The sequence below is a fragment of the Aulosira sp. FACHB-615 genome, from assembly GCF_014698045.1.
GTDB lineage: Bacteria > Cyanobacteriota > Cyanobacteriia > Cyanobacteriales > Nostocaceae > Nostoc_B.
This window is the reverse complement of sequence record NZ_JACJSE010000017.1, coordinates 89,401-112,686: the sequence shown is the minus strand read 5'-3', so window position 1 is coordinate 112,686 and position 23,286 is coordinate 89,401. Positions and strand designations below refer to the sequence as shown.

At 39.7% G+C, this 23,286-nt stretch carries 17 protein-coding genes; 10 read left to right on the top strand and 7 right to left on the bottom strand.

From position 1 onward, the window contains the following. Positions 1-267 precede the first annotated feature (267 nt). The 3 genes from H6G77_RS23200 to H6G77_RS23190 all read right to left on the bottom strand — a co-directional run bounded on the left by H6G77_RS23200 (position 268) and on the right by H6G77_RS23190 (position 3,976). On the bottom strand, positions 268-1,311 hold the full coding sequence (locus H6G77_RS23200; protein ID WP_190872843.1) for a 3-deoxy-7-phosphoheptulonate synthase: 1,044 nt from the start codon (positions 1,309-1,311) through the stop codon (positions 268-270). Positions 1,312-1,555: 244 nt separating this feature from the next. Continuing rightward, positions 1,556-3,214 (bottom strand): alpha-amylase family glycosyl hydrolase, encoded by a 1,659-nt coding sequence (locus H6G77_RS23195; protein WP_190872842.1) that lies wholly within the window; start codon positions 3,212-3,214, stop codon positions 1,556-1,558. A 387-nt stretch (positions 3,215-3,601) separates the two neighbouring features. Next, positions 3,602-3,976, bottom strand: a complete 375-nt coding sequence (locus H6G77_RS23190) for a DUF1823 family protein (RefSeq protein ID WP_190676771.1) — start codon at positions 3,974-3,976, stop codon at positions 3,602-3,604. 343 nt (positions 3,977-4,319) lie between these two features. Here H6G77_RS23190 and H6G77_RS23185 point away from each other — a divergent pair, with 343 nt between their 5' ends. Next, positions 4,320-4,613: an acylphosphatase gene (locus H6G77_RS23185; protein WP_190676769.1), complete on the top strand. Its 294-nt coding sequence runs from the start codon at positions 4,320-4,322 to the stop codon at positions 4,611-4,613. A gap of 155 nt (positions 4,614-4,768) precedes the next feature. On the opposite strand, the gene H6G77_RS23180 is transcribed toward H6G77_RS23185, so the two are convergent. Further along, positions 4,769-5,923, bottom strand: coding sequence for a diguanylate cyclase (locus H6G77_RS23180; protein ID WP_190676767.1), 1,155 nt, complete (start codon positions 5,921-5,923; stop codon positions 4,769-4,771). Between the two features lie 153 nt (positions 5,924-6,076). On the opposite strand from H6G77_RS23180, the gene sfsA reads away from it, so the two are divergent. Next, positions 6,077-6,802 carry a DNA/RNA nuclease SfsA gene (gene sfsA, locus H6G77_RS23175; protein WP_190872841.1) on the top strand — a complete coding sequence of 242 codons (726 nt, stop codon included), beginning with the start codon at positions 6,077-6,079 and terminating at the stop codon, positions 6,800-6,802. 187 nt (positions 6,803-6,989) lie between these two features. On the opposite strand, the gene H6G77_RS23170 is transcribed toward sfsA, so the two are convergent. Continuing rightward, entirely contained in the window at positions 6,990-7,967 is a 978-nt protein-coding gene (locus tag H6G77_RS23170; protein ID WP_190594967.1) for a carbohydrate kinase, read from the bottom strand. A gap of 452 nt (positions 7,968-8,419) precedes the next feature. On the opposite strand from H6G77_RS23170, the gene H6G77_RS23165 reads away from it, so the two are divergent. The 4 genes from H6G77_RS23165 to H6G77_RS23150 all read left to right on the top strand — a co-directional run bounded on the left by H6G77_RS23165 (position 8,420) and on the right by H6G77_RS23150 (position 11,437). Further along, entirely contained in the window at positions 8,420-8,683 is a 264-nt protein-coding gene (locus tag H6G77_RS23165) for a helix-turn-helix transcriptional regulator (RefSeq protein ID WP_190594981.1), read from the top strand. 380 nt (positions 8,684-9,063) lie between these two features. Beyond that, complete coding sequence (locus H6G77_RS23160) at positions 9,064-9,717, top strand: DUF6391 domain-containing protein (RefSeq protein WP_190594966.1); 654 nt, start codon at positions 9,064-9,066, stop codon at positions 9,715-9,717. Positions 9,718-9,744: 27 nt separating this feature from the next. Further along, complete coding sequence (locus H6G77_RS23155; RefSeq protein WP_190872840.1) at positions 9,745-10,743, top strand: glycosyltransferase; 999 nt, start codon at positions 9,745-9,747, stop codon at positions 10,741-10,743. Between the two features lie 289 nt (positions 10,744-11,032). Beyond that, a complete protein-coding gene (locus tag H6G77_RS23150; RefSeq protein ID WP_190676760.1) occupies positions 11,033-11,437 on the top strand; it encodes a hypothetical protein in 405 nt (134 codons plus the stop codon). Between the two features lie 341 nt (positions 11,438-11,778). On the opposite strand, the gene H6G77_RS23145 is transcribed toward H6G77_RS23150, so the two are convergent. Then, positions 11,779-13,182, bottom strand: coding sequence for a serine/threonine-protein kinase (locus tag H6G77_RS23145; protein ID WP_190872839.1), 1,404 nt, complete (start codon positions 13,180-13,182; stop codon positions 11,779-11,781). Between the two features lie 614 nt (positions 13,183-13,796). On the opposite strand from H6G77_RS23145, the gene H6G77_RS23140 reads away from it, so the two are divergent. The 4 genes from H6G77_RS23140 to H6G77_RS23125 all read left to right on the top strand — a co-directional run bounded on the left by H6G77_RS23140 (position 13,797) and on the right by H6G77_RS23125 (position 20,408). Further along, a complete protein-coding gene (locus tag H6G77_RS23140) occupies positions 13,797-15,032 on the top strand; it encodes a glycosyltransferase (RefSeq protein ID WP_190676757.1) in 1,236 nt (411 codons plus the stop codon). 434 nt (positions 15,033-15,466) lie between these two features. Then, positions 15,467-16,654, top strand: a complete 1,188-nt coding sequence (locus tag H6G77_RS23135) for a TRC40/GET3/ArsA family transport-energizing ATPase (protein ID WP_190591557.1) — start codon at positions 15,467-15,469, stop codon at positions 16,652-16,654. Positions 16,655-16,977: 323 nt separating this feature from the next. Then, the gene (locus H6G77_RS23130) at positions 16,978-19,740 is read left to right on the top strand and encodes a GAF domain-containing protein (RefSeq protein ID WP_190872838.1); all 2,763 of its coding nucleotides are present in this window, start codon (positions 16,978-16,980) and stop codon (positions 19,738-19,740) included. Positions 19,741-19,799: 59 nt separating this feature from the next. Then, positions 19,800-20,408 carry a DNA-3-methyladenine glycosylase gene (locus H6G77_RS23125; RefSeq protein WP_190591555.1) on the top strand — a complete coding sequence of 203 codons (609 nt, stop codon included), beginning with the start codon at positions 19,800-19,802 and terminating at the stop codon, positions 20,406-20,408. A 306-nt stretch (positions 20,409-20,714) separates the two neighbouring features. On the opposite strand, the gene H6G77_RS23120 is transcribed toward H6G77_RS23125, so the two are convergent. Further along, positions 20,715-23,000 carry an ATP-binding protein gene (locus H6G77_RS23120; RefSeq protein WP_242049287.1) on the bottom strand — a complete coding sequence of 762 codons (2,286 nt, stop codon included), beginning with the start codon at positions 22,998-23,000 and terminating at the stop codon, positions 20,715-20,717. Positions 23,001-23,286: the final 286 nt, after the last annotated feature.

The following is a 23,286-nucleotide window of genomic DNA, read 5'->3' as shown; positions in this document are numbered from 1 at the left end:
AAGATACCATTTCAAGTGAATGAAAAGCCTGTGATATGAGCTTTTTGACTTTTTACTTTTTACTTCCGCGTAGCGGTACTAGGTGCTTCCAAACATCCTCTTAGGAAAATTTGAAACTTTGAATGCCAGGTATAGTAATACCATTTTGGATTTTAGATTTTGGATTTTGGATTGGGAAATTGCTTACTGGCGAGCTTTTCAGTAACCCATTTGTCGCAATCATTTTTCAAATTGGTATAACACCTTTCCTCCTGCTATAACAGCCTACTACCTCAATCTGGCGTGGGCTGCCAAAATAATTCTTTCTGTTTCTTCCCAACCAATACATTTATCAGTTACAGAAACACCATACTTTAATTCTTCTGGTTTGCAATTTAATGGTTGATTGCCTTCATATAAATGCGATTCCAGCATCATCCCCACAATAGATGTATTGCCATCAATAATTTGCTGAATTACATCTTCAAATACCTGAGATTGCAATCGGTAATCTTTATTGGTATTGCCATGACTACAGTCAATCACGATTCTTGGTGGTAAATCAGAATCTTTTAATTTTTGTTCTACTAATTTGACATTAGCTGCATCGTAATTAGGCTGGTTTCCACCCCTTAAAATCACATGACCGTAAGGATTACCCATAGTTTGAAAAACGCTAACTTGTCCTTTATTATTGATCCCTAGAAAGTTATGGGGACTTTTTGCTGAGTGCAGGGCATTTAAAGCCACTTGAATGTTACCATCCGTTCCATTTTTAAAACCTACAGGCATAGAAAGCCCGCTAGACATTTCCCGGTGCGTTTGTGATTCTGTGGTTCTCGCCCCAATAGCAGACCAGGTAATTAATTCACTAATATATTGGGGGATGATTGGGTCTAAGGCTTCAGTACCCGTAGGCAATTCTAATTCCGTAATTTTTAATAGCAAACTTCTAGCGGTTAATAAACCTTTTTCCACATGGAAAGAATCATCCATATCAGGGTCATTAATCAAACCTTTCCAACCTACTGTTGTTCTTGGTTTTTCAAAGTAAACTCTCATAACTAATAAGAGTTTATCTTTGACTTGCTCTGCTAAAACTTTTAATCTTTCGGCATATTCTATCGCTGCTTTGGTATCATGGATAGAACATGGCCCAACTACAATAAATTTTCTACTATCTTGAAAATCTAAAATGTTTTCTAGTTCTTGTCTATATTTTAATACTGTATGTTCTGCCGATTTCGTAATGGGCAATCTTGTCTTAACGTCGTGAGGCGTTAATAAGATATGGGAACTTTTAATGTTAGTATTAGATAATTTGTTGTGCATGTAGACGCTCTGGAGATTAGAATGCTCTCGTTACTTGAGAGAAAAGTAATATACACATTTTAAGTCAAAAGCACAATAATCTCTGCCTTGATTTTTATTTAAACAGACTTTATTCCTGAGTCTATTGATAGTTTAACTGTAATTGGTGGCGGGGAGAATTGGAGCGATCGCCCCAATTCTCCCCATTAATAAAAAAGGGGCAAATATCGCCCCGTTCACGTCTAACTCATGTCAGAGAATCTTGTTATTGCCAGACAAATACCTTAGCCTCATAAGGGCCAAGATCAGTCATAATCCCATTATCGCCAGCCTCTACATCATAATTGCCCGTCCACTCGTGCCAAGTACCGCCACAAGGGAAATTAGGAACGTGATAGCCAGCTAAAAAGTTTTCGGAAAAATTTGCTACCACAACTACACGGGAACCTTCATCATTCCATCGACTATAAGCCAACACTTTAGCTTCGTGATTTTCGTGGATGAAATCAATATTTGCTGTATACAAAGCATGGTTATTTTTGCGTAGATGAATCAAGCCTTTGTAGTAATTAAATAAACCACCGTTTAAATCATTACTTAGTAGTGTCCACTCAATTTTTGATGATTCTTGGGTTTTAGGTTTATATTCACCAAACTCTTGTCCCATCCATACCAAAGGTACACCCACAGCCGTCATCAAAATAGCTACACCTAATTTGATGCGTCTAAAAGCTTCTTCATCGAAAATATTCCGATTACCTAACTCAACCATTACCCGATTATGGTCATGGTTGGTGAGATAATTAACCACATTAGTCGCACCCATGAAACCTTGACGTTTCGGATCAATCACATCTTTGAGGTTTTCTAAATCAAAACTATCGCCGCAAATATGTGCTGTAACTGTGTGCATAAAGCTATCATGCCAACAACCATCCATTGGGCCATCAATATTAGTAATACTGGTTGTTTCTGGGATATGTTCAGCAACATTATAAAAAGGTTTCGCACCAGCAGTTTTTTTCGCTTCTTGAACTATCCAGTGCATAAAATCGTAATTGGCAATTTGTCTGGCTGCATCGTAGCGAATGCCATCTACATGATATTCTTCAATCCAAAAACGGACTGTATCGCCAATAAATTTACGGGCGGGATAAGTCTCTAAATTTTCATCGTAGAATTCATAATTAAATTCTGGCCCCCAGCTATTATCAGGGTCACGCGGTGCATGATGATACCAATAATCATGGTCTATTTGGGTTAAAGGGCTAGAAGATTCTGAGTGATTATAAATCCCATCCATAATCACCCGAATTCCTCGACTATGGCATTCGTCAACGAGTTGCTTTAATTCATTTGTAGAACCATAACTCGATTCAGGTGCAAAAAAATATCTTGGGTTATAACCCCAACTATAATTACCAGGATATTCTTTAACTGGTAGTAATTCAATAGCGTTAATTCCTAAATCACATAAATAATCTAACTTTTCAATAACGTGTTTATATTTCCCTCTCGCATCAGGGTCATCTTCACCACCAGAAAAATCACCAACGTGTAATTCATAAATCACTAGTTCATGGTCTGGCGGTAAAGGTTTATCATCATGATGCCAGACATAAGTATCAACAATTTTTTGTCCATCCTTAATACGAATTACACCATTATCTTTACCACCAATTTCGTCAACATCGGTTGCATAAGGGTCTGTAACATCTACCCATTGATCTGCTTCAAAAAACCACGATTTTGACTGCACACGGAATTTATATTTATAAACCCCATCTTCTAATTCTACAGTTGTACGGAAATAACCATCTTCTCCTTTTATCATTGGAATTTCTTGCCAATCAGAAAAAGAACCTATTAACGCAGCGCCTTCGTTATAAGGTGCAAATAAACTAAATTCAATGGGATTAGCCATAAAAAATTTTCAAGTATATAAAGCGAATATCAGTATTTTCGTAATAATTAATCAATTTGCAAATCGGTCTACAGAAATAATTCAATAATCCCTCCTCTATCTGTAGAGGGACTAGTTAATGTCTAAATGGGTGTTTTTTAGTGTTTAATTCCTATCAATGCTGAATATTTGGCTATTATCAGCTATCTACCATCATGCGATAGATTTTATTAAATATGTAAAATTAGTTTTGTATATATAAGATTTATATTTGATTTAGGAAATACAAGTAGCAAAAAATTGTAGGTTGGGTGTAACGCAGTGAAACCCAACATTTTTAGTATTTTGTTTGGTTACGCTTCGCTTCACTCAACCTACCTTTAATGGTATATCAAAATTTCCCAATGACTATAATTCGGGATTTTGTTGTCGCCAATAACTTAATAACCAATTGGCGGCTGTGGCTCGGCGTGTTTCTCTGGGTGTAAATTCCCCAATTTTGTAACCTTTAAATCCCAACTTTTCTTTAAGGCTTTGCTTGTATTCTGTGGGAATTGAACGTGTTAATTTCATGGTTGCGGGACGACTTGCGAGAAAGTTTGGTGGTTCTGGGTATTCATCTCGCCATTCTGGTAAAACTTCGTTGTTTTCCCATTGATCAGTTGTGGGGTTATAGCGATATCCCAAGTAATACCAAACTAATTGATTGACTGTTACATCATCAATTTGATCCTTGAGGATTCCCCAAATTGTATCAGGATTCAAAGGTGGTAAATTAGACATAAGCAAGGCAGAATTCAAACTTTAAAATTAGCAGATTGATAGATGCTAGTCTGTAATTAGAGATGCAGCCTTCTATAGATGACGGCAAGGTACAAACAATAATTTATCATTATCTTTACTTACTCTTACAGCGAGTATGGCTATTTCTATACTGCTAAAGTGGAGCTAGATGAATTTAAACACTATTGCAGAAAATGAACGCAGATAAATTTATCCTCTGGTAGATGAGGAAACGCTATTTTTTCCTAAAACAGTTATCGGCAAAAACTTGAGTGTGTAATTAAAATTTTGTTCTCGATTCACATAACAGGTAGACTGGAAAGCGTAAAGAATTGACCAGTTTATGCAAGATTCCACACAAGTACCACAAATAATTCGCGCCCATGTCTTAATTTCTGGCCGAGTTCAAGGAGTAGGCTATCGTTATGCAACAGTTGATACCGCCAGCCAGTTGGGTTTAACTGGTTGGGTACGAAATCTGCCTGATGGTAGGGTAGAGGCGGTATTTGAAGGCGTGCGGGAGGTTGTCGAGGAAATGATTCGCTGGTGTTATTCGGGGCCACCTGCGGCTGTGGTGCAAGGGGTGGTGACTGAGTATGAAGAACCAGAAGGCTTGCGGGGGTTTGAGGTTAAGTAGTTTGGGAAAGTGGGAATACGTGGGTATAAAGGTGTAAGGGTTGTGATATCAAATCGATATGAAGAAGCATATAATTAGCCTGCGTTCGGCTTTGCAGTTGCCGATAGGTTAGGCAGGCTTTGTTTGTATAGTCCTAGACTTCCAGTCTCTTGGGTTTATTCCAGAGTTACTGTATTCTTCCCTAGTTTTTTGAACCGTTTACACTCATACATTTTCATATCTGCAAGGGTGATGAGTTGGTCTAAGGGGAGGGGTTGATGAGGATCATAAGCTTGAAAACCCATACTCATCGACAGTTGAAATGGTCGGTTTTGGCGATGGTTGTATTCCTTAATGGCTGTTTGCAATCGCTGTTGAATCACTTCCGAACTGGGGTCTCGTCCTTGTAGCAGCACAACAAATTCATCACCTCCCAATCTGGCTAAAATGTCAGACTCACGAAAAGTATTTTTGAGTAAATCCGCCGCCGAGGTGATTGCATTATCACCCATTTCATGTCCTAAAGTATCATTAATGGTTTTGAGTCCATCCAAATCAATAAACAGTAAGCCAGTGGGAATTTGCGATCGCTGAATTTGTTTTAATTGCTGTTGTGCCAAAATCACAAAGCCACGCCGATTGTACAATCCTGTTAACTCATCTGTAATGGAAAGACGACGGATTTCGGCTTCTGCGGCTTTGCGATCGCTAATTTCTTGTTGGAGATGGGTATTAATTGCTGCTAAAGCCGCCGTGCGATCGCTGACTCGCTGTTCTAATTCTGCATACACTTGCACATTTTCCATTGCTACGGCTGTGGTATCTGCTAAAGCCTGTAATAACTTGACTTCTTCGGGGGTTGGCTGATGAAATTTTGCCCAATAAATACCGATAGCACCAATTGGATCAAATGTGCGAATTGGCACCATCACCATACTTTTCACAAAAGTAGGTTTATAAGCTACATGGGGAACCCGGAGATCATCATACACATCACTAATAACTGCTGGTTGACGGTTTAACATTGCCCAACCACCAAGACAGATATTCATCGGGAATCGCTGACCTTTCCACAAAGGAGCGATCGCATTTTCATCAACGTAATAGCAATAACCATTGTCTCGTAAAATAAAACTAGCTCCATCAGACCCAGTGATTTGCCGCGCTGCTACCCTCACAATTTCGATAACGCGCTCTAGAGTATGGGCGAGGGATAAATCTTGAACTACTACCAATAAGTTTTCCATTGCTCGTAAATATACCTGTGTCGAAGTATCTTTAATATCTAAGACCAGTGAACAATGTAGCGGTGATTCAACATTTTTAGTCATATATCCCTCAATAAGCCATTAAATGGATACTTCCCTTTGAGGATTATTCAGTATAATTTTGTAAAAAAATGTAATATGTAGATTTTTATTTTTCCAGCATCAGACCAGACACGGTATGATGCTCTGTGCATTTATGGTTAGCTTTGCAAAATAATGCTGGATTGGCTTTATCGTTACCCGACGCTCTACCCTGGTGTTTTACTCAAACGCTACAAACGGTTTTTTGCTGATGTGCAGCTTACTGATGGTCAAATCGTCACAGCCCATTGTCCCAACACAGGGCCGATGACTGGAGTTTCTACCCTTGGTAGTTTGGTGCAATTATCTCGCAGTGATAACCCTAACCGTAAACTGGCTTACACCCTAGAACTGATTCAAGTCTATGATCAGGAACCGACTTGGGTAGGTGTTAACACAGCTTTACCTAATCGCATTGTCAAACTAGCTTTAGCAAAATACTTATTTCCCGAATTAGGTGACTACAGCCAAATCAAAGGTGAAGTGGTTTATGGCGTAGATAAAAAAAGTCGTGTGGATTTTTTGTTAACAGGTAATGAGACAGAACGCCCGATATATTTAGAAGTTAAAAATACAACTTGGGCGCAAGGAACCTTAGCATTATTTCCTGATACAGAAACCACGAGAGGACAAAAACACCTGCGCGAATTAATGGCGCTGCTACCAACAAATCGGGCTGTGATGTTGTACTTTATCAACCGGGGTGATTGTACAGAGTTTGCCCCTGGTGATACCACAGATCCAGTATATGGTCAGTTATTGCGGCAAGCGATCGCCCTTGGTTTAGAAGTATTACCTTGTCGCTTTGATATTTCTCCCGAAGGTATCCGTTATTTAGGTTTGGCAAAACTCATCGTTTAAATTGAGAACTTACGTACCAAGATTATCTGTGAAAAATGGGTGTATGGGTGAAATCAAGTCAAAAGTCAAAAGTTAAAAGTCAAAAATTCTCTTAACTTTTGAATTTTGACTTCTCTGTAAGAGTGTAGATGTTTCAAATCTTTACCCCCTACACCCTGACACTCATTCTCAACAGACCACAGCCTGATTAAAGTTGGTGTGTAGCCAGAAAAGCTTCGACTTCTGCGGCTGTTGGTTGAGAAGCGATCGCACCTGGTTTAATCGTAGTTAATGCTCCCACCGCACTAGCATAAGTAACAATGCGTTTGGCGGTTTCTGCATCTTCTAGTTTTTTGATCCCATGCTGACTTAATTGGTGGATAAATCCCGCCAAAAAGCTATCTCCTGCGCCAGTGGTGTCAGCTACTTTCACCGGGAAAGAAGGTAATATTCCTTCGTTACCACTTAAGCAATAGGCGCAACCTTTATCACCATCAGTTATCAGCACCCCTTCCACAGAATCTAAACGGTAAGTAATGGCTCCTGCATCGGCGGTATCAAACAGCCATTCTGCTTCCTCTTTGGAGAGTTTGAGAAAGTCAATCCGCTTAAATGTATCTTGAATTTTTTGCCGCGCAATATTTTGGTCGTGCCAAAATACTGGTCGCCAGTTGACATCTAGCACAATTTTCAGGTCAAATTGTTCTGCTAAATCTAAAGCGCGATAAACTGCCTGTTCACTGTCAGGATAGGCTAATTCTAAAGTACCCAAAACCAGAAACTCTGCCTCTTGAAACAACGCAGTGGGTAATTGCTTGGCTTGTAGACGGGTGTCGGCAAATTCAGATGTATCATACTGACCGAAGCCAGCGAAACTGCGATCGCCTGCCAAATCTCGCACTACATACACCTGTCGCGTTGGCGCAGTCGGATGACGTTGCACACCCGTTATATCTACCCCAACTTCCTGGAGTAACTGAACCAGCTCATTCCCCGGTTCATCTTCACCTACAGAGCCAACAAATCCGGCGGAAGTTCCGAGTTTCACCAACGCACAGGCCACATTAGCTGGCGCTCCTCCAGGGTAAGGAGTCCAAGACTGTACCTCCTCCAACTTTAGCCCCAATTGATCGGCTAAACAATCAAACAGAATTTCACCAAGACACAAAACACGGGGATTGCTCATCTCACTTTAGATTTGCGATTTAGGTTGAGGAAGCAAAGAATAATCCTGACATCAGAATTTTTCTGCCTAAACCCAGAACTTTATATTCTGAGTTTTTCCTATTGACCCCTAACTTTTCAGTTCTTGTGAGGTCAGTATAAAATCTACAACAATCTTGTTGTTCTGTCGCCAGTCCTTCATAGAATTAAATAGCAATTTTTGTTACTCCTACTGAATATGTAGGCTTTAATATCAGCTTTTATTTACTCGTGATAATACTTAATAAAATCTTCAAAATAAGTGCTAAAAATAACACTTATTTTGTGATATGTAAATTTTCTCTTGAGTTAAACTTGAAAAAAATTATTGTCAATCGTATTACAGCTAACACTTCAAATCCCTACCAACAAAAGAATCTTCTAGAATTAAAGAGAGTGATTAAGTACATATACCAAGGGAGGATAGAATCAGTCATGGCTGGTGGCGAGTCCCAGACCCCTGTTACTCTGTCAGACAGAGAACTGCAAATTATCGACTTAGTGGCCGCTGGCTTAACTAACCAAGAGATTGCAGCAAAATTGGAAATTAGCAAGCGAACAGTTGATAACCACATCAGCAATATTCTCACCAAAACCCAAACAGAAAACCGGGTGGCACTTGTGCGCTGGGCTTTACAGTGGGGCAAGGTCTGTTTGGATGATGTGAATTGCTGTCCTCTGCCTAAGCAAAACGAATGAATTGCTAACACAGATGCGGTCAATGGCGTTTGGCAGATGCCATAAATCGCGTCTAATCTGGCGATAAATTTCATTTGGCGTGCAGCTACGACATTTTCATGGTTCACTGCTTGTTTTACTCCTCACGCATCTATTTCAGCGTGAACCTCTAGTTCTCGCTAGTATCAACATCAGGCAGAACAGATTACTGAGTTATTGGTTATCGTGCAGAATTTGTTACCGTTGAGTCAGTTTTTTCAAACTGGCTCAACGGTACATTTCACCATATTTAAAAAGATATTCATTCAGTCATCAATAAAAATTAGCAATAATCTTTGGCTGCAAGCGTTACATTTGTAAGAAATCTATCTTGCTCCATCAGTTTGGGGAGCAGTGTTGCTATGGAAACTTCTGCTTCTGTTCAAGGTGGCTCGTCTTCCTTTAACTTTTTTAACTTTGACTTTACTACACCGCAATCTACCCTAGATGCTGATTTAGTAAGGCAGCTATCATTTGTTCCTGGCTTGAAAGAAATTCTGATGCTGCGGCAAGTCCACGCCTTAGAACATGCTACAGTTTGGGTTTTGAGTGAAACCAAAAATGTTCATACTCCCCCAGGGAGACCCAATACAGTTCAACTTGATAACGAATTATTGGGTGGTTTATCTACAGATCAAGGATTTTATCTTTATGGTGAAGTTAATATTAGCAACTTGCGACGGGCGGTCAGCCAAGCCCTTTATCGGCTGACACATGGTGAATGGGATTTAGCAGTACATCCCCGTTGTGGTACAAATCTTTCAGTCACAATGTTGTTAACAGCCGGACTCGCTGTTGGTGTCAATTTGTTGCTTCCCTTCCGCCCAGTTGAACAATTAATTGGTTTAGGACTAGCTGCCACCACAGCCGCAGAAATCGCCCCAGATTTAGGTTCAATAGCCCAGCGTTATCTCACCACAGCTATTCCGTTTAACTTAACAGTAGAAAATATTACCGTGGCTCGTGATGTTTGGGGACGGCAAGGACATTTTGTCAAGGTAAAATGGCGAGAGTGAAATTAATTCGTAATTCATAATTTTATAATGCGAAAGCTTTATTTTCTATTGCCTGGAACTCAGGGCAGATTTGTCTGTGGTGGTCTCTGGGCAGAATTAAAAACATTGAAACTTGCTCAACAGGTTTGTAGTGCGGAAGTGGTAACTTACCGCCAACGAGAAGCCGATAAGTTGTTTTTAGATGACTTGCTGAGAGAACCAAATTTAGATAATGCCATTTTTGTTATTAATTGGGGATTTGATATCGCTAAATTAGTTGCCAAACTCCAGCAATATAATGTGGTATATCATGCCCATAGTTCTGGTTACAAGTTTAATTTACCTATAGGGATTCCCATTATTACTGTTAGTCGCAACACATTAGGTTATTGGGGGCAGAAGTCGCCAAATAACCTCATTTATTATTTACCGAATGAAATTAGCCCAGAATTTAAAAATTTACATTTAGAACGAGATATTGATGTATTGGTGCAGGCGCGAAAATCTTCGGAGTATTTATTAACAGAGCTAATTCCCACGTTACAACAAAAATGCAATGTGCATTTAGTTGATTATTATGTAGAAGATTTACCAGGATTATTTAATCGCGCAAAAATTTATCTTTATGATTCGGCTGAATATTGGGCGCAACAGAGTGTCAGTGAAGGATTTGGACTGCAACCAATGGAAGCTTTAGCCTGTGGGTGTCAAGTATTTTCTAGCGTTAATGGTGGGCTTTCTGATTATTTAGATCCTGGGTTTAATAGCTATAAAATCGCTAATTATTCCAAAGAATATGATGTAGCACATATTCTCAAAGTTCTGCAATCTGCTCCAGGTTTAAGTTTGTCGGAAGAGGTACTCAAAGAGTATCGTTATGAAAATATTATTCAAAGGCTGCGAGTAATTTTACAGGAATTAAATGAGTTTTTTGACCATAAACAGCATTATCAATCTAACATCCCCACATTGACGCAACTACGCTTAAGTCAATTAAGAATTAAAAACCTCTACAAAAAAGTAAAGAAAAAATACTTTCATGCTTGATTAGATATTAATTCGTTAACCAAAAGATCCCCGACTTATTGAAGAAGTCGGGGATCTGAACCTCTCGATGAGTAATAAGTACATTTCTCACTCATTACTCATTATTCATTACTTTTTTCAATCAGTTGCTGTACCTCATCAACATCGAATCTACTATGTATAGACAACTGTGCCAGTTTTGCAAATGGAACATAATTAACCTAATAGGTGATTACATTTTAATTGCTTGCGGATAAGATGGAATTGCACTTGTAGGTATCACATATAACTTAAATTCAGGGGTTAGAGTATGAAACGCCCATTTATAACTTTAGCTGTGATTGTCAGTGCGATCGCTCTTGCTCATCCTGTCCAAGCGCAACAACAAGAGGAACTTGCGCCACTGACTATCGAAAGCCGCGAAGCCGCCACCCTGATCACTGAACCAATTACAATCAACAGTAGCGCAGTTAGCAACAGCGATCGCGCTCAAGCCTTAAGACAAATTGCTAACACTATTGGTAGCGTCCGTGAAGAGAAGGGTTGCAAAAATATCAAACCCCTAGAAATTCTCAACGACCCCGAAGCAGCGATTAAAGAATGTGAAAAGTACAATCATAACGAACCTACTCAACGTAACGGTGAACCAGTAGATTATTTAAAGGTTCCGCGACTAGATTCTGGTGGTGTCAGTTTGACAGTAACTCAGTTTTAAAAGAATCTTATTAAAAGGGAACACGCTGGTTTTGGACGGGGATTTCGACCCCGCCCAAAATGCTTGTGTTTAAAAACGGAGCTTCAAATTCAAATGGCTGAAGGAGTAATACCAATTTTTTATGAAGCTGCATAGAATCAGATCCCCCCTATCCCCCCTTCAAAAGGGGGGAAGCAGAAAAATAATATATATCAAATTCCACGCCACTGAGGGAGTCGGGAAACCCGCCCAATGCAGTGGCTCCCCTTTTTAAGGGGGATTTAGGGGGATCGAAATATGTGCATCTTCATACAGAATTGCTAGAAGAGCGACAGACAGAAAACTTTTTAAATTAGTTGATTTCATTCAAAAACAAAAGATTGAATCATTTTTTCCGCGATGGGTAAAAAGTTATTATATTCATCAACAGTTGCAGTGTAAGTAATAATATAGGCATTATCATTTTGTAAAGTCCAAACTTGCAGACTTTTTAACCGCCCATTATCAATTTTACCTGTAAAGACTAGTTGATTTGCCCTCTGATTAGCCAGTGTTGTTTCACTAGAACTTTCTATTTGAGCATCATCTACTGTATTTTTCACTTCCCGAATAAATAAATCTTTCGACTCATCTAAAGTACTCGAAAGCGGTTCAACTCGAATAGTTATAAGTTCTTGAAATTGGTCAGAATCACTTTGTTTTGGTGATAAAAAAGTCACTATATCTTGGGTTACAGCATTTGGTGTTTCCTGTACTGCCCAATTATCAGGATAGTTAATTTTTACTCCATGATCAGCATAATTTAAAAAGTTGGTTTGATTAACTTTGATTTGAGATAGAAGTATGAATCCAACTGCAAATGCGGCGGTAATTCCTAAACCCATCACCCATTTTTTCGGCAAAGATTGTTTGAGTTTAGTTAATGGTGCTTTCTCAAGCATCTCTAAGGCTTGTAACACCGACTCGGCTGTAGGGTAACGCTGGCGAAAGTCATAGCGCACCATCTTATCTAAAATACTGGCAAACTGGGGGCTAACTTTCACTTTATTACGCCAATCAATTTCGCCTGTATTGGGGTTTCTGGGAATTGAATGGCTACCAGCAGCCGGATTTATCCCTGTTAAAGCTAAGATAGCAATCATCCCCACTGCATAAATATCGCTACTTAAATGGGGATTACTATTAGCTTGTTCACTGGGCATATAACCAGGTGTCCCAATAGCAACAGTAAAACTTGTTTGTCCATCAGTATTAGCTACTTGGGTACTAATTTGTTTGACTGCACCAAAGTCAATTAAAACTATTTTGCCATCTGATTCTCGGCGGCGAATATTCTCAGGTTTTAAATCCCGATGAATCACATGATTTTGATGGACAAATGCTAAAACAGTCAGTATCTCTTTTAACAGTTTAATTACAGCAGTTTCACTTAATTGCTCACTCAGTGGCGGTAATTCTTGTTTGAGATCATGACCGGGAATAAATTCTTGGACTAAAAAGAATTCTTCATTTTCTGCAAAGTGCGCGAGTAATTGGGGAATTTGGTCATGTTTTCCTAACATTTCCAAAATTGCTGCTTCTAAGTCAAAAAAGCGTTTAGCTGCATTTAAGGTGTAGGGATCATTCGCCAGTGGCTTGAATTGTTTGACAACACACTGGGGATTTCCAGGTCTTTGTATATCTTGAGCTATAAAAGTCGTGCCAAATCCTCCCCGTCCTAACTGAGTAAGAATTTGGTAGCGTCCCCCGACCGTTTGACCCAGCATGAAGTTTCCCCTCTCTTTGAGAATACTCGCTCACTGATTTGTTAATCTTGATTTTTGCACATACAGCACAGCCAAATTCAGAATCATCTCAAAAGAGAGATAGTGTACCCCGGATTTCTCACCACACCTTTCAAAGCCTGTGCAGGGGAGCAGGGGAGCAGGGGAGCAGGGGAGAATGAAGGTACTCTCTCCCCTGCCCCTCCGCACCTCTGCCCCTCTGCCCCATCAAACGCCTGAAGCTTGTGAGAAATGCGGGTGTACTTCACTGTTTTGCCAATCTATTGTAATAAAGTGTTAAGTATTGGCTGGTAGCAAGTAGAGTTGTCATTTAGCAATCCGGTTTGATTTGTCAACTACGCGAAGAAACAGGGAGTAGATTGGTGAGCAACCGATTTAAAATTGCTAGATGCTAAATTTGTTAAGGTTTACGCAAAAAGATTTGCTGTGGAAACTGGGTGCAAGGGTATGGGGTGTAAGGGTTTTAGATATATACACCCCTACACCCTTACACCCTCTTCCCAACCCTTGATTTTTCGTTTTGATGCGTAAGTCTTATTTGTGCAAGTGCATCACCTATGTTTAATAAATATAAGTAAATAAATTGAAGTTCGCGTATGAGTATTAGTCTGTGCATGATTGTAAAAAATGAAGAAACTACGCTACCGAAGTGCTTAAATAGTGTTAAGGATTTCGTGGATGAGATGGTAGTGTTAGATACAGGTTCTAGCGATCGCACTCCCGAAATCGCCCAACAATTCGGTGCAGAAGTACATCATTTTCAATGGACTAATAACTTTAGTACTGCTCGGAATGCTGCTTTAAAATATGTTACCGGTGATTGGGTGTTGGTGTTAGATGCGGATGAAATACTCAACCCCAGTATTGTGCCACAGCTACAAGATGCAATTCAAAGTGATGAATATATCTTAATTAATCTCATCCGCCAAGAAATTGGTGCGGTTCAATCTCCCTATTCTTTGGTTTCGCGGTTGTTTCGCAATCATCCCGAAATTCGCTTTGAAAGGCCTTATCATGCCTTAGTTGATGATAGTGTAGCGGCGATTATACAAAAAGAACCTCATTGGCAAGTAGGTTATTTGCAGGGTGTAGCAATTCTGCATACAGGGTATCAAAAAAGAGCGATCGCCCAAAATAATAAATACATCAAAGCGCAAGCTGCAATGTTAGAGTTTCTCGCCACGCATCCCAATGATCCTTATGTTTGCAGTAAATTAGGGGCGCTTTATGTTGAAACTGGCAAACTTACTCAAGGTGTAGAATTATTGCTACGGGGACTCAAGCAAGCTAGTGGTAAGTCACCCCAAGATTGGGTGACAGCAAATCAATCAACAGAAAACTACGAAATTTTATATGAACTCTACTATCATTTAGGGATTGCGTACAATCATTTAAAACAGCCGCAATCAGCCCTAGAACACTATCAAGCTGCGATTAAATTACCGATATATCCCATGCTCAAGCTAGGAGCATATAACAATTTAGGCAACTTACTCAAAGATGCAGGCGATTTAAACAATGCCAAAAAAGCTTACGAAACAGCTTTAAAAATTGACCCAGATTTTGCGACTGGATATTATAACTTAGGCATGACATTAAAGGCTTTGAATTTATTTACTGATGCGATCGCTTGTTATCAAAAAGCCATCAAATTAAATCCTTATTACGCAGAAGCATATCAAAATTTAGGCGTAGTACAGCTAAAAGTTGGTAATCTCCAAGCTAGTCTGACAGCATTTAAAAATGCCATTCTCCTCCACGAACAGCAGCAAAATCTCGCAGAAGCCAAAAGACTGCACCAAGGTTTATATGAGATGGGATTAATCAAGTAACGACTCATACCAATTTTGGATTTTGGATTTTAGATTTTGGATTTTCGCTGAGAAACTTGTTTGAGACTGTGAAAATCTCTGTCTAGTAAAACTGTGATTTATTAACCACTCTGACTTCTAAATTCTGAATTTTATAGGACTTACGCAATAACTCTCTCAAACTCTTATAACTTCGTGTCTATGCGTCCTTTGCGGTTCGTTTCTTTATACTTTTGCGGTAATGATTCACTTCTCACTTCCTCTGCAAATTTAGAATGCAGCAACTTGTGAGTTAGAGAATTACGTAATAATAAGAGATGAGTGTTTTTTTGGCAAAGAGATTGAGTATGAAATTCATACTTCATGTTTTGCTACAAAACTAATAACCACCTCTTTGAGCATTAATTGAGCATTTTAGAGGACTCACAAGCTAAAAACCTTAGAGATTCGAGATAATGCGAGTAATTTTGATGACAGGCAAAGGCGGTGTGGGAAAAACCTCTGTTGCTGCCGCTACGGGACTTCGTTGTGCAGAACTGGGCTATCGTACACTAGTTTTAAGTACAGATCCCGCCCATTCCTTAGCCGATAGTTTTGATTTAGAACTAGAACATGCACCCAAACAAATTCGCCCAAACTTGTGGGGTGCAGAACTAGATGCACTGCAAGAACTGGAAGGTAACTGGGGTGCTGTGAAGCGATACATTACCCAGGTTTTGCAGGCGCGGGGCTTAGAAGGAGTGCAAGCCGAAGAATTGGCGATTTTACCAGGAATGGATGAAATTTTCAGCTTGGTAAGAATGAAACGCCATTATGATGAAGGGGATTTTGATGTTTTAATTATTGACTCAGCCCCTACCGGCACAGCTTTGCGCCTGTTAAGCTTACCAGAAGTTGGCGGTTGGTATATGCGCCGCTTTTACAAACCATTTCAAAATATCTCTGTAGCGTTGCGTCCTTTAGTGGAACCAATTTTTAAACCAATTGCGGGTTTTTCTCTACCCGACAAAGAGGTAATGGATGCACCTTACGAATTTTATGAACAAATTGAGGCGCTGGAAAAGGTATTAACAGATAATACCCAAACTTCTGTACGTCTTGTCACCAATCCTGAAAAGATGGTGATTAAAGAATCCCTACGCGCCCATGCTTATTTAAGCTTATACAATGTAGCTACAGATTTAGTAGTTGCTAATAGGATTATTCCGCCGGAAGTGGAAGATCCATTTTTCCAACGTTGGAAACAAAATCAAGAACAGTATCGTCAAGAAATTCACGAAAATTTCCATCCTCTGCCAGTTAAAGAAGTGCCGCTATTTTCTGAAGAAATGTGTGGATTAGCTGCATTAGAAAGACTTAAGGAAATTCTCTACAAAGACGAAGACCCTAGCCAAGTTTATTACAAAGAAACAACAGTTAGAGTCATACAAGAGAAAAATGAATACAGTTTAGAACTGTATTTACCAGGTATTCCTAAACACCAAATTCAGCTAAGTAAAACAGGTGATGAATTAAACATTACAATCGGTAATCATCGCCGTAATTTGGTTTTGCCACAGGCTTTAGCAGCACTACAGCCTGCTGGTGCCAAAATGGAAGAAGACTATTTAAGAATTCGTTTTGCTGATAATAACAGAGTTTAATTCTCTGGGTAATCATCCTCAAGGAAGAGTTACTGTTTAACAGTAGAGACACAGCTTAGTTCTGGTCTCTATTTTTTTATAAAAACATAAATATCTGGTTTTTTTAAACTTTTTACTAGTGAAAATTTATCAAAAATATATAAAATACTGAGATTTTTTTCTTAAACAAAATAATGTAAAAACCTGTAACAAAAACCTAGGAGTATTCACTATATTTTGACCGTGGTTTTACTGTAGACAAATAGATTACATAAAATTCACAATATTTTTAGATTTATCGCTGACAAGATATTTAATTTCAAAAATTTTTAAACTTAAAAACAATGTCCCAACTAGCAGATCCAAACTTGCGGACAAGACTTAATCAAGAGAGTCTTCTACGCCGGATAACAAATCGGATTCGTCAAACATTAGAGTTAGAAGAAATTATTACAACCACAACAGCAGAAGTACGCTGTTTACTGGGTACTGACCGAGTAATGATTTATCAATTTCATACGGATGGTACAGGTAAAGTGGTGGCTGAATCCATTCATGAACAGCGTCTACCTTCGCTGTTGGGACTGAATTTTCCCGCCGATGATATTCCGCCTTATGCGCGTGAATTGTTTATTAAATCTAGGGTACGTTCGGTTGTAAATGTGGAATTGCAACAGATTGGTCATAGCCCGATGAGTGTTTTAGAAACAGGGGAACTGAAACCGGAGGATATTCGTTATCGCCCTGTAGATCCTTGTCACGCAGAATACTTAACGGCGATGGGCGTTAAATCTTGCGTTGTCGCGCCGATTTTCCATCAACATCAACTGTGGGGATTGCTAGTATCTCATCATTCCCAGGCGCATTCTATTTCACTTTATGAATTAGAAGCGATGCAAATGGTTGTAGATCAATTATCGGTGGCGATCGCCCAAAGTTATCTTCTCGCCCAAGCCCGCGCCAAAGCCGAACGAGAAAGCGTGATTAATCGCATTGCGACCCTGCTACATTCCCTCCCAACAATTGTTTTACAACCAGCATTAGAAGCTGCTGTCGCCGCCTTTCAAGGTGTGGGTGGAAGATTGTGTATGAGAAACGAAGCTTTTCAAGCTGCTAATAATCAAATTAAAAGTTTGAAAGAATGTTTAATTCCTGGGAGTGACTGCATTCAAATTTATACCAGTGGACAACAGCCAGAAATTCCCCCAGATACGATTTATCCCTTAATGGAGCAGTATAACGTCTGGCAAGAATATTATCAGTCTGGTGAATACGATGTTTGGGCAATCGATGATATTTATCAAACTGCAAGTTTGCGAACTTTGCAACCAACTTTTAAACCAACCAAAATTCGCAGTTTGCTGATGATTCCCCTGTGTTACCGTCAGCAATTAGTCGGTTATTTGAGTATCTTTCGCAATGAAATCGACACAGAAACCTTGTGGGCTGGTCAATTTGACCGCGATCGCCGCCAGTTATATCCCCGGTTATCTTTTGATGTTTGGAAAGAATCAAAAACAGCCCAAGCTCAACAATGGACAGACGCAGATATTGAATTAGCTAGAGAACTTGCCAAACATTTTGCCTCAGCAATTCAACAATATGAACTTTATCAACAAGTACAAGGCTTTAATCAAAATTTAGAACATCAAGTAAAAAGACGCACAGTTGAACTAGAACGCACATATCAACAACAACAAGCTGTATTTGGCGTAATTGCTAAAATTCGGGAGTCCTTGGATATAGATCAGATTTTTCAAATTACCACCAAAGAAGTTTGTCAGTTAGTCAAAGGCGATCGCGTTTCGGTTTATCGGTTTACAGCAGATTGGGGTGGTGAATTTGTCGGCGACTTTGAAGCGACTAGCCCCCATTGGACAAATGAAAGCAAAATAGGGGTAAATACCGTTTGGAATGACACCTACCTGCAAAAAACCGAGGGAGGACGTTACCGCCACAACGAAACATTTGCTGTGGATGACATTTATCACATGGGCTTTAACCAGTGCCATTTAGATAATCTAGAGTATTATCACATTCATGCTTTTGTTTTAGCTCCCATTTTTGTTGGACAAAAACTCTGGGGTTTGCTTTGCACTTATCAACATTCTGGCCCCCGCGAATGGAAACCTTCGGAAGTTAACTTTCTCAGTCAAATCGCCGCTCAATTAGGTGTAGCCCTGCAACAAGCTGATTTACTATCACAAACCAAACAGCAAGCCCAAAAATTAACCGCCGCCTTGCATGAGTTACAAACTACCCAAACTCAACTTATCCAAACAGAAAAAATGTCTTCACTAGGTCAATTAGTAGCGGGTGTAGCTCATGAAATTAATAATCCCGTGAATTTTATTTATGGCAATTTATCCCATGTGCGGGAGTATGCAGATGATTTACTGGGAATGCTCAACCTTTATCAGAAACAATATCCTAAACCTAGTGAAGAAATTAGCGATCGCCTGGAAGATATTGATTTAGAATTTCTCTCACAAGATTTACCCAAAACTCTCTCTTCCATGAGCTTTGGTGTAGAACGCATCCGCCAAATCGTCATGTCCTTGCGGAATTTCTCTCGCCTGGATGAAGCGGAAATGAAAGTAGTAGATATTCACGAAGGTCTCGATAGTACCTTATTGATTTTACAGCACCGCTTAAAATCGAAATCCGATGGTGCTGACATTCAAGTTATTCAAGAGTATGGTGATTTGCCATTGGTAGAGTGTTATGCAGGACAACTCAACCAAGTTTTTATGAATGTGTTGAGCAATGCGATCGATGCTTTAGAATATCACCCAGAATCCACCTCAGCCACTCATCAACGTCAAATTTCCATTCGCACTACCGTTGGTGAGATGAACAAAAATGTGCCGAGCGTGGTAATTTACATCAAAGACAATGGACTAGGCATACCAGAAGCCGTCAAAACAAGAGTTTTTGACCCATTTTTCACTACTAAACCTGTAGGTAAAGGTACAGGTTTGGGACTATCAATTAGTTACCAAATTGTGGTAGATAAGCATGGTGGTATTTTTCAATGCGATTCACAACCAGGCCAAGGTACAGAATTTCGCATAGAAGTTCCCATTCAGCAGAGTATTCATACTTGAAGTGCTGAGTGCTGAGTAAAAATACTACCCTCTAGCCTCTAGTCCCTAGCCCCTAGTTTATGACATCTAACATTGATGCAACTTGGCTGACTCGTTCCTCAACTTTAGTGGCTCCTGAATTGATTGGCTGTACTCTAGTAAGACAAATGCCAGATGGTAGAATTTTTCGGGGAATAATTGTCGAAACAGAAGCCTATGCACCCGATGATCCAGCAATGCACGCTTATCGTAGTCGGACTACTCGCAATCAGGTCATGTTTGATGCGGCTGGAAAAGCTTATGTGTACTTAATTTATGGTGTTTACCACTGCTTGAATGTGGTAACTGACAAAGAGGGAATTCCTAGTGCGGTGCTTCTTCGCGCCTTGGAGTTAGAGCAAGTCCCTACCTGGGTTGATCATCAAGAAAAACTCAAACCACATCGCATCGCCGCCGGGCCGGGTAAACTTTGCCGCGCTTTGAAAATTGATTTGACATTGAATGCAATACCCCTAGAATTTGGTCAACCCCTCTGGTTAGAACACCGCCAGCCTGAGTTTCAACAACAGCTAGAACAAGGAAATCTCTCGTTAATTCAGACTACGCGCATTGGTTTGACTAAAGGTGTAGACTTGCCTTGGCGCTGGTATTTATGGAATAGTCTGGCTGTATCGAAATTTGGTAAATAGATGTATTATTTGAGCGATCGCACCAATATTTATATTTTTAAATAAAATATTCGGCATTGCTGAATCAGGGGATGAATTTTGATTTATTGAAATTTTTAACTCCTGATTCTCTCTGCGTCTCTGCGCCTCTGCGTGATACCAATTCACGAAATTACTGATACAAATCACTTCCTCTACACCTTTGTTTCCGGTCGCCGAGCGGAGTCGAGGCGCTGCTTGCCTATCTGTATCATGTTTAGAGTGAAATGGTATGAGATAAATTATCCCGCAATTATGCAACGCCACACCCAATATTTATATCTGCAATCAAAGCCTGCGTTTAGCTTGCACAGGCAAAGTAATCACAAACTCTGTGCCTGTGCCTAATATCGAATGACAATGAAGTTGACCTTGATGTAATTCAGTCACAATTTGATAACTGATAGATAAACCCAATCCAGAACCTTTACCCACATCTTTAGTTGTGAAAAATGGGTCAAATATTTTGGTGATTATAGCGTCATTAATTCCTGACCCATTATCTACAATAGAAATTATAACTTGGTTTTCTGATAACACTTGAGTCTGAATCAATATTTGATTTTTATATCTTGTTTTTTCTGTTCTACTAAGCTGCTTATTTGCAAGTTCTATGGCATCAATAGCATTAGATATAATGTTCATAAATACCTGATTTAGTTGTCCAGGATAACAGCTAATTAAAGGTAAATTACTATATTGTTTTACAACTTCTATGGCTGGGCGTTGTGCTTGCTCTCTCAGACGATTTTGTAAAATTAATAATGTACTATCAATACCCTCATGAATATTAACTGCTTTAAATTCGGCTTCATCTAAACGAGTAAAATTCCGTAATGATAACACAATTTCACGAATCCGCTCTGTGCCGATTTTCATCGAAGCCACCATCTTGGGCAAATCATCGAGAGCAAATGCCAAATCCAATTTGTCAGCCTCGATTTTAATTTCTGCCACTGGATGAGGATAGTAATGCTGATATAGTTGGATAAATTTCAACAAATCTGCGATGTAAGTTTCGATATAGCTGAGGTTCCCATAAATAAAACTAACAGGATTATTGATTTCATGGGCTACACCTGCTACCAGTTGACCCAAAGCGGACATTTTTTCGCTTTGAATCATTTGGGTTTGGGTACGTTGCAATTCTTGAAGTGTCTTTTGTAATGTTGTTGTGCGTTCATCAACTTTTAGTTCTAAGGCATTATTTATCCGTTCTAGTTCAATAAAAGAAGTCTTTAACTGATTTACCATGCTGTTGAAAGAACTGGCGAGTTCTCCGAGTTCATCTTGGCGATTAGTATCCAAATTAATTGCAAAGTCACCATTAGCAATTTGCTGACTAGCGGCGGTTAATGTTTGCAGTGGTTTAGCGATTTGTTGTTGCAAAACCGACAACAATAATAAAACTTCAACCAGTAATGCCACGGCACCAGATATTAAAATAAATTGAGCCATATCCCAAGCTGTTCCTGATAGCAATGATTGGGGATAGACTGTGACAAAATACCAGTTTGGCCCTTTCAAGCGAGTCACTGCGAGATATTCACGGTCTTGGCTATTGTTGAGGACTTGGGTTTTTGCGGAAGTGTTAGTGACTAACTGAAAAATGCGCTGGAGATGGGGGTCAGGAATTGCATCGATTTTCAGTTGACCTTGAGCTTGCTGAATTTCTGGTGTGTGATGGGGATCGACAAGTAAACGGCCATCTGCACGAAAAATGAGATTGTATGTTCCTGGTAATTGATTCTGGGTTGTATGCTGTATCAAGCTGGTTAAAACCACATCATGTCCCACAACTCCTAAAAAGCGATCGCCCTGATAAATTGGTAAAACAGCCGAAACCATCCAGACTTTGACAATGGGGTCAAGGTAAACACCTGTCCACTGTGGTAAGCGGGCAGGGTTATGTTGAGGAGCGGCAATATAAAAGTATTCTTCATTTGGGATATAGATATCAGGCGGTGCTTGCAAGGCCATCGGTACGCCATTCCAATAATTTACCCCAGCATTTTCTGGTGCTAGAAAATAGGTATTGACAAATCGATGAGACCAAGCAGCCCCGTAAGCAGAAATGATCGTGTTAGCAATTAACATCCTCTGCTTGAATTCGGTAGTTAGCGGTGTCTTGAGACTAATGGCTGAACTGGCATATCGAGTAGAATCAAATTCTTGAATCGGTCGATTTTGTGGAAAATTGCGAAGACTACCATCATTCCAAGAAAAATACTCGCGTTCAAATTCGCTTTGAACATTAATATTTGTAGGTTGCTGAAATTCTAGCAACAGGCGATCGCGCAACGCAGCTATGTTATCCTGTGCAAGCTGAAAAAGGCTACTTTCTTGGTCTCCTCTTTCTTGAATATATTTTTCCAGTTGTGCTTGGGTTTGGCTTTCTAAACGCGACATCACATGAGCATAGCTTACCCCAGCAGATAGAAGTACTACCATTGTTACTCGCAATGCCATATTCAGCAGCGTTTTATACGTGAGTGAGGTAAGGCATTTCTTCAGCCAAGGGAAAGCTCTCCAAGACCACTGTTGATTGAAAATTTGTCTAAATTGGACAACCATAGCGTAGTGAATATAAGCAGGGTTCCTGAAAGTTTGTTGATGAGGAATAACTCTGGAGACGAACAATCAAGGGTTTTGGAAAGACTAAGGGGTATAGAGGTGCCACGAAAAAAGCCCTCAAACCCTCACATCCTTATACCCATTTTTACAGGTCTTACGCAAAACACCTTTCAAACTCTCATTTCTCCATGACGCGACAGTGCTACAAGTTGAAGAACCCACCCAACGCAATGCTGACGCTCCTACGTCGCTACCGCTACGCTAACACCGCTTGCAGTTCTGTTGA

Excerpts from the sequence above, each read along its gene's own strand:
- H6G77_RS23185 (WP_190676769.1), top strand. The coding sequence starts at position 4,320 with ATGCAAGATTCCACACAAGTACCACAAATAATTCGCGCCCATGTCTTA.
- H6G77_RS23200 (WP_190872843.1), bottom strand. The coding sequence starts at position 1,311 with ATGCACAACAAATTATCTAATACTAACATTAAAAGTTCCCATATCTTA.
- H6G77_RS23130 (WP_190872838.1), top strand. The coding sequence starts at position 16,978 with ATGTCCCAACTAGCAGATCCAAACTTGCGGACAAGACTTAATCAAGAG.
- H6G77_RS23180 (WP_190676767.1), bottom strand. The coding sequence starts at position 5,923 with ATGACTAAAAATGTTGAATCACCGCTACATTGTTCACTGGTCTTAGAT.
- H6G77_RS23135 (WP_190591557.1), top strand. The coding sequence starts at position 15,467 with ATGCGAGTAATTTTGATGACAGGCAAAGGCGGTGTGGGAAAAACCTCT.
- sfsA (WP_190872841.1), top strand. The coding sequence starts at position 6,077 with ATGCTGGATTGGCTTTATCGTTACCCGACGCTCTACCCTGGTGTTTTA.
- H6G77_RS23190 (WP_190676771.1), bottom strand. The coding sequence starts at position 3,976 with ATGTCTAATTTACCACCTTTGAATCCTGATACAATTTGGGGAATCCTC.
- H6G77_RS23145 (WP_190872839.1), bottom strand. The coding sequence starts at position 13,182 with ATGCTGGGTCAAACGGTCGGGGGACGCTACCAAATTCTTACTCAGTTA.
- H6G77_RS23120 (WP_242049287.1), bottom strand. The coding sequence starts at position 23,000 with ATGGTTGTCCAATTTAGACAAATTTTCAATCAACAGTGGTCTTGGAGA.
- H6G77_RS23150 (WP_190676760.1), top strand. The coding sequence starts at position 11,033 with ATGAAACGCCCATTTATAACTTTAGCTGTGATTGTCAGTGCGATCGCT.
- H6G77_RS23155 (WP_190872840.1), top strand. The coding sequence starts at position 9,745 with ATGCGAAAGCTTTATTTTCTATTGCCTGGAACTCAGGGCAGATTTGTC.
- H6G77_RS23160 (WP_190594966.1), top strand. The coding sequence starts at position 9,064 with ATGGAAACTTCTGCTTCTGTTCAAGGTGGCTCGTCTTCCTTTAACTTT.
- H6G77_RS23195 (WP_190872842.1), bottom strand. The coding sequence starts at position 3,214 with ATGGCTAATCCCATTGAATTTAGTTTATTTGCACCTTATAACGAAGGC.
- H6G77_RS23125 (WP_190591555.1), top strand. The coding sequence starts at position 19,800 with ATGACATCTAACATTGATGCAACTTGGCTGACTCGTTCCTCAACTTTA.
- H6G77_RS23165 (WP_190594981.1), top strand. The coding sequence starts at position 8,420 with ATGGCTGGTGGCGAGTCCCAGACCCCTGTTACTCTGTCAGACAGAGAA.
- H6G77_RS23140 (WP_190676757.1), top strand. The coding sequence starts at position 13,797 with ATGAGTATTAGTCTGTGCATGATTGTAAAAAATGAAGAAACTACGCTA.
- H6G77_RS23170 (WP_190594967.1), bottom strand. The coding sequence starts at position 7,967 with ATGAGCAATCCCCGTGTTTTGTGTCTTGGTGAAATTCTGTTTGATTGT.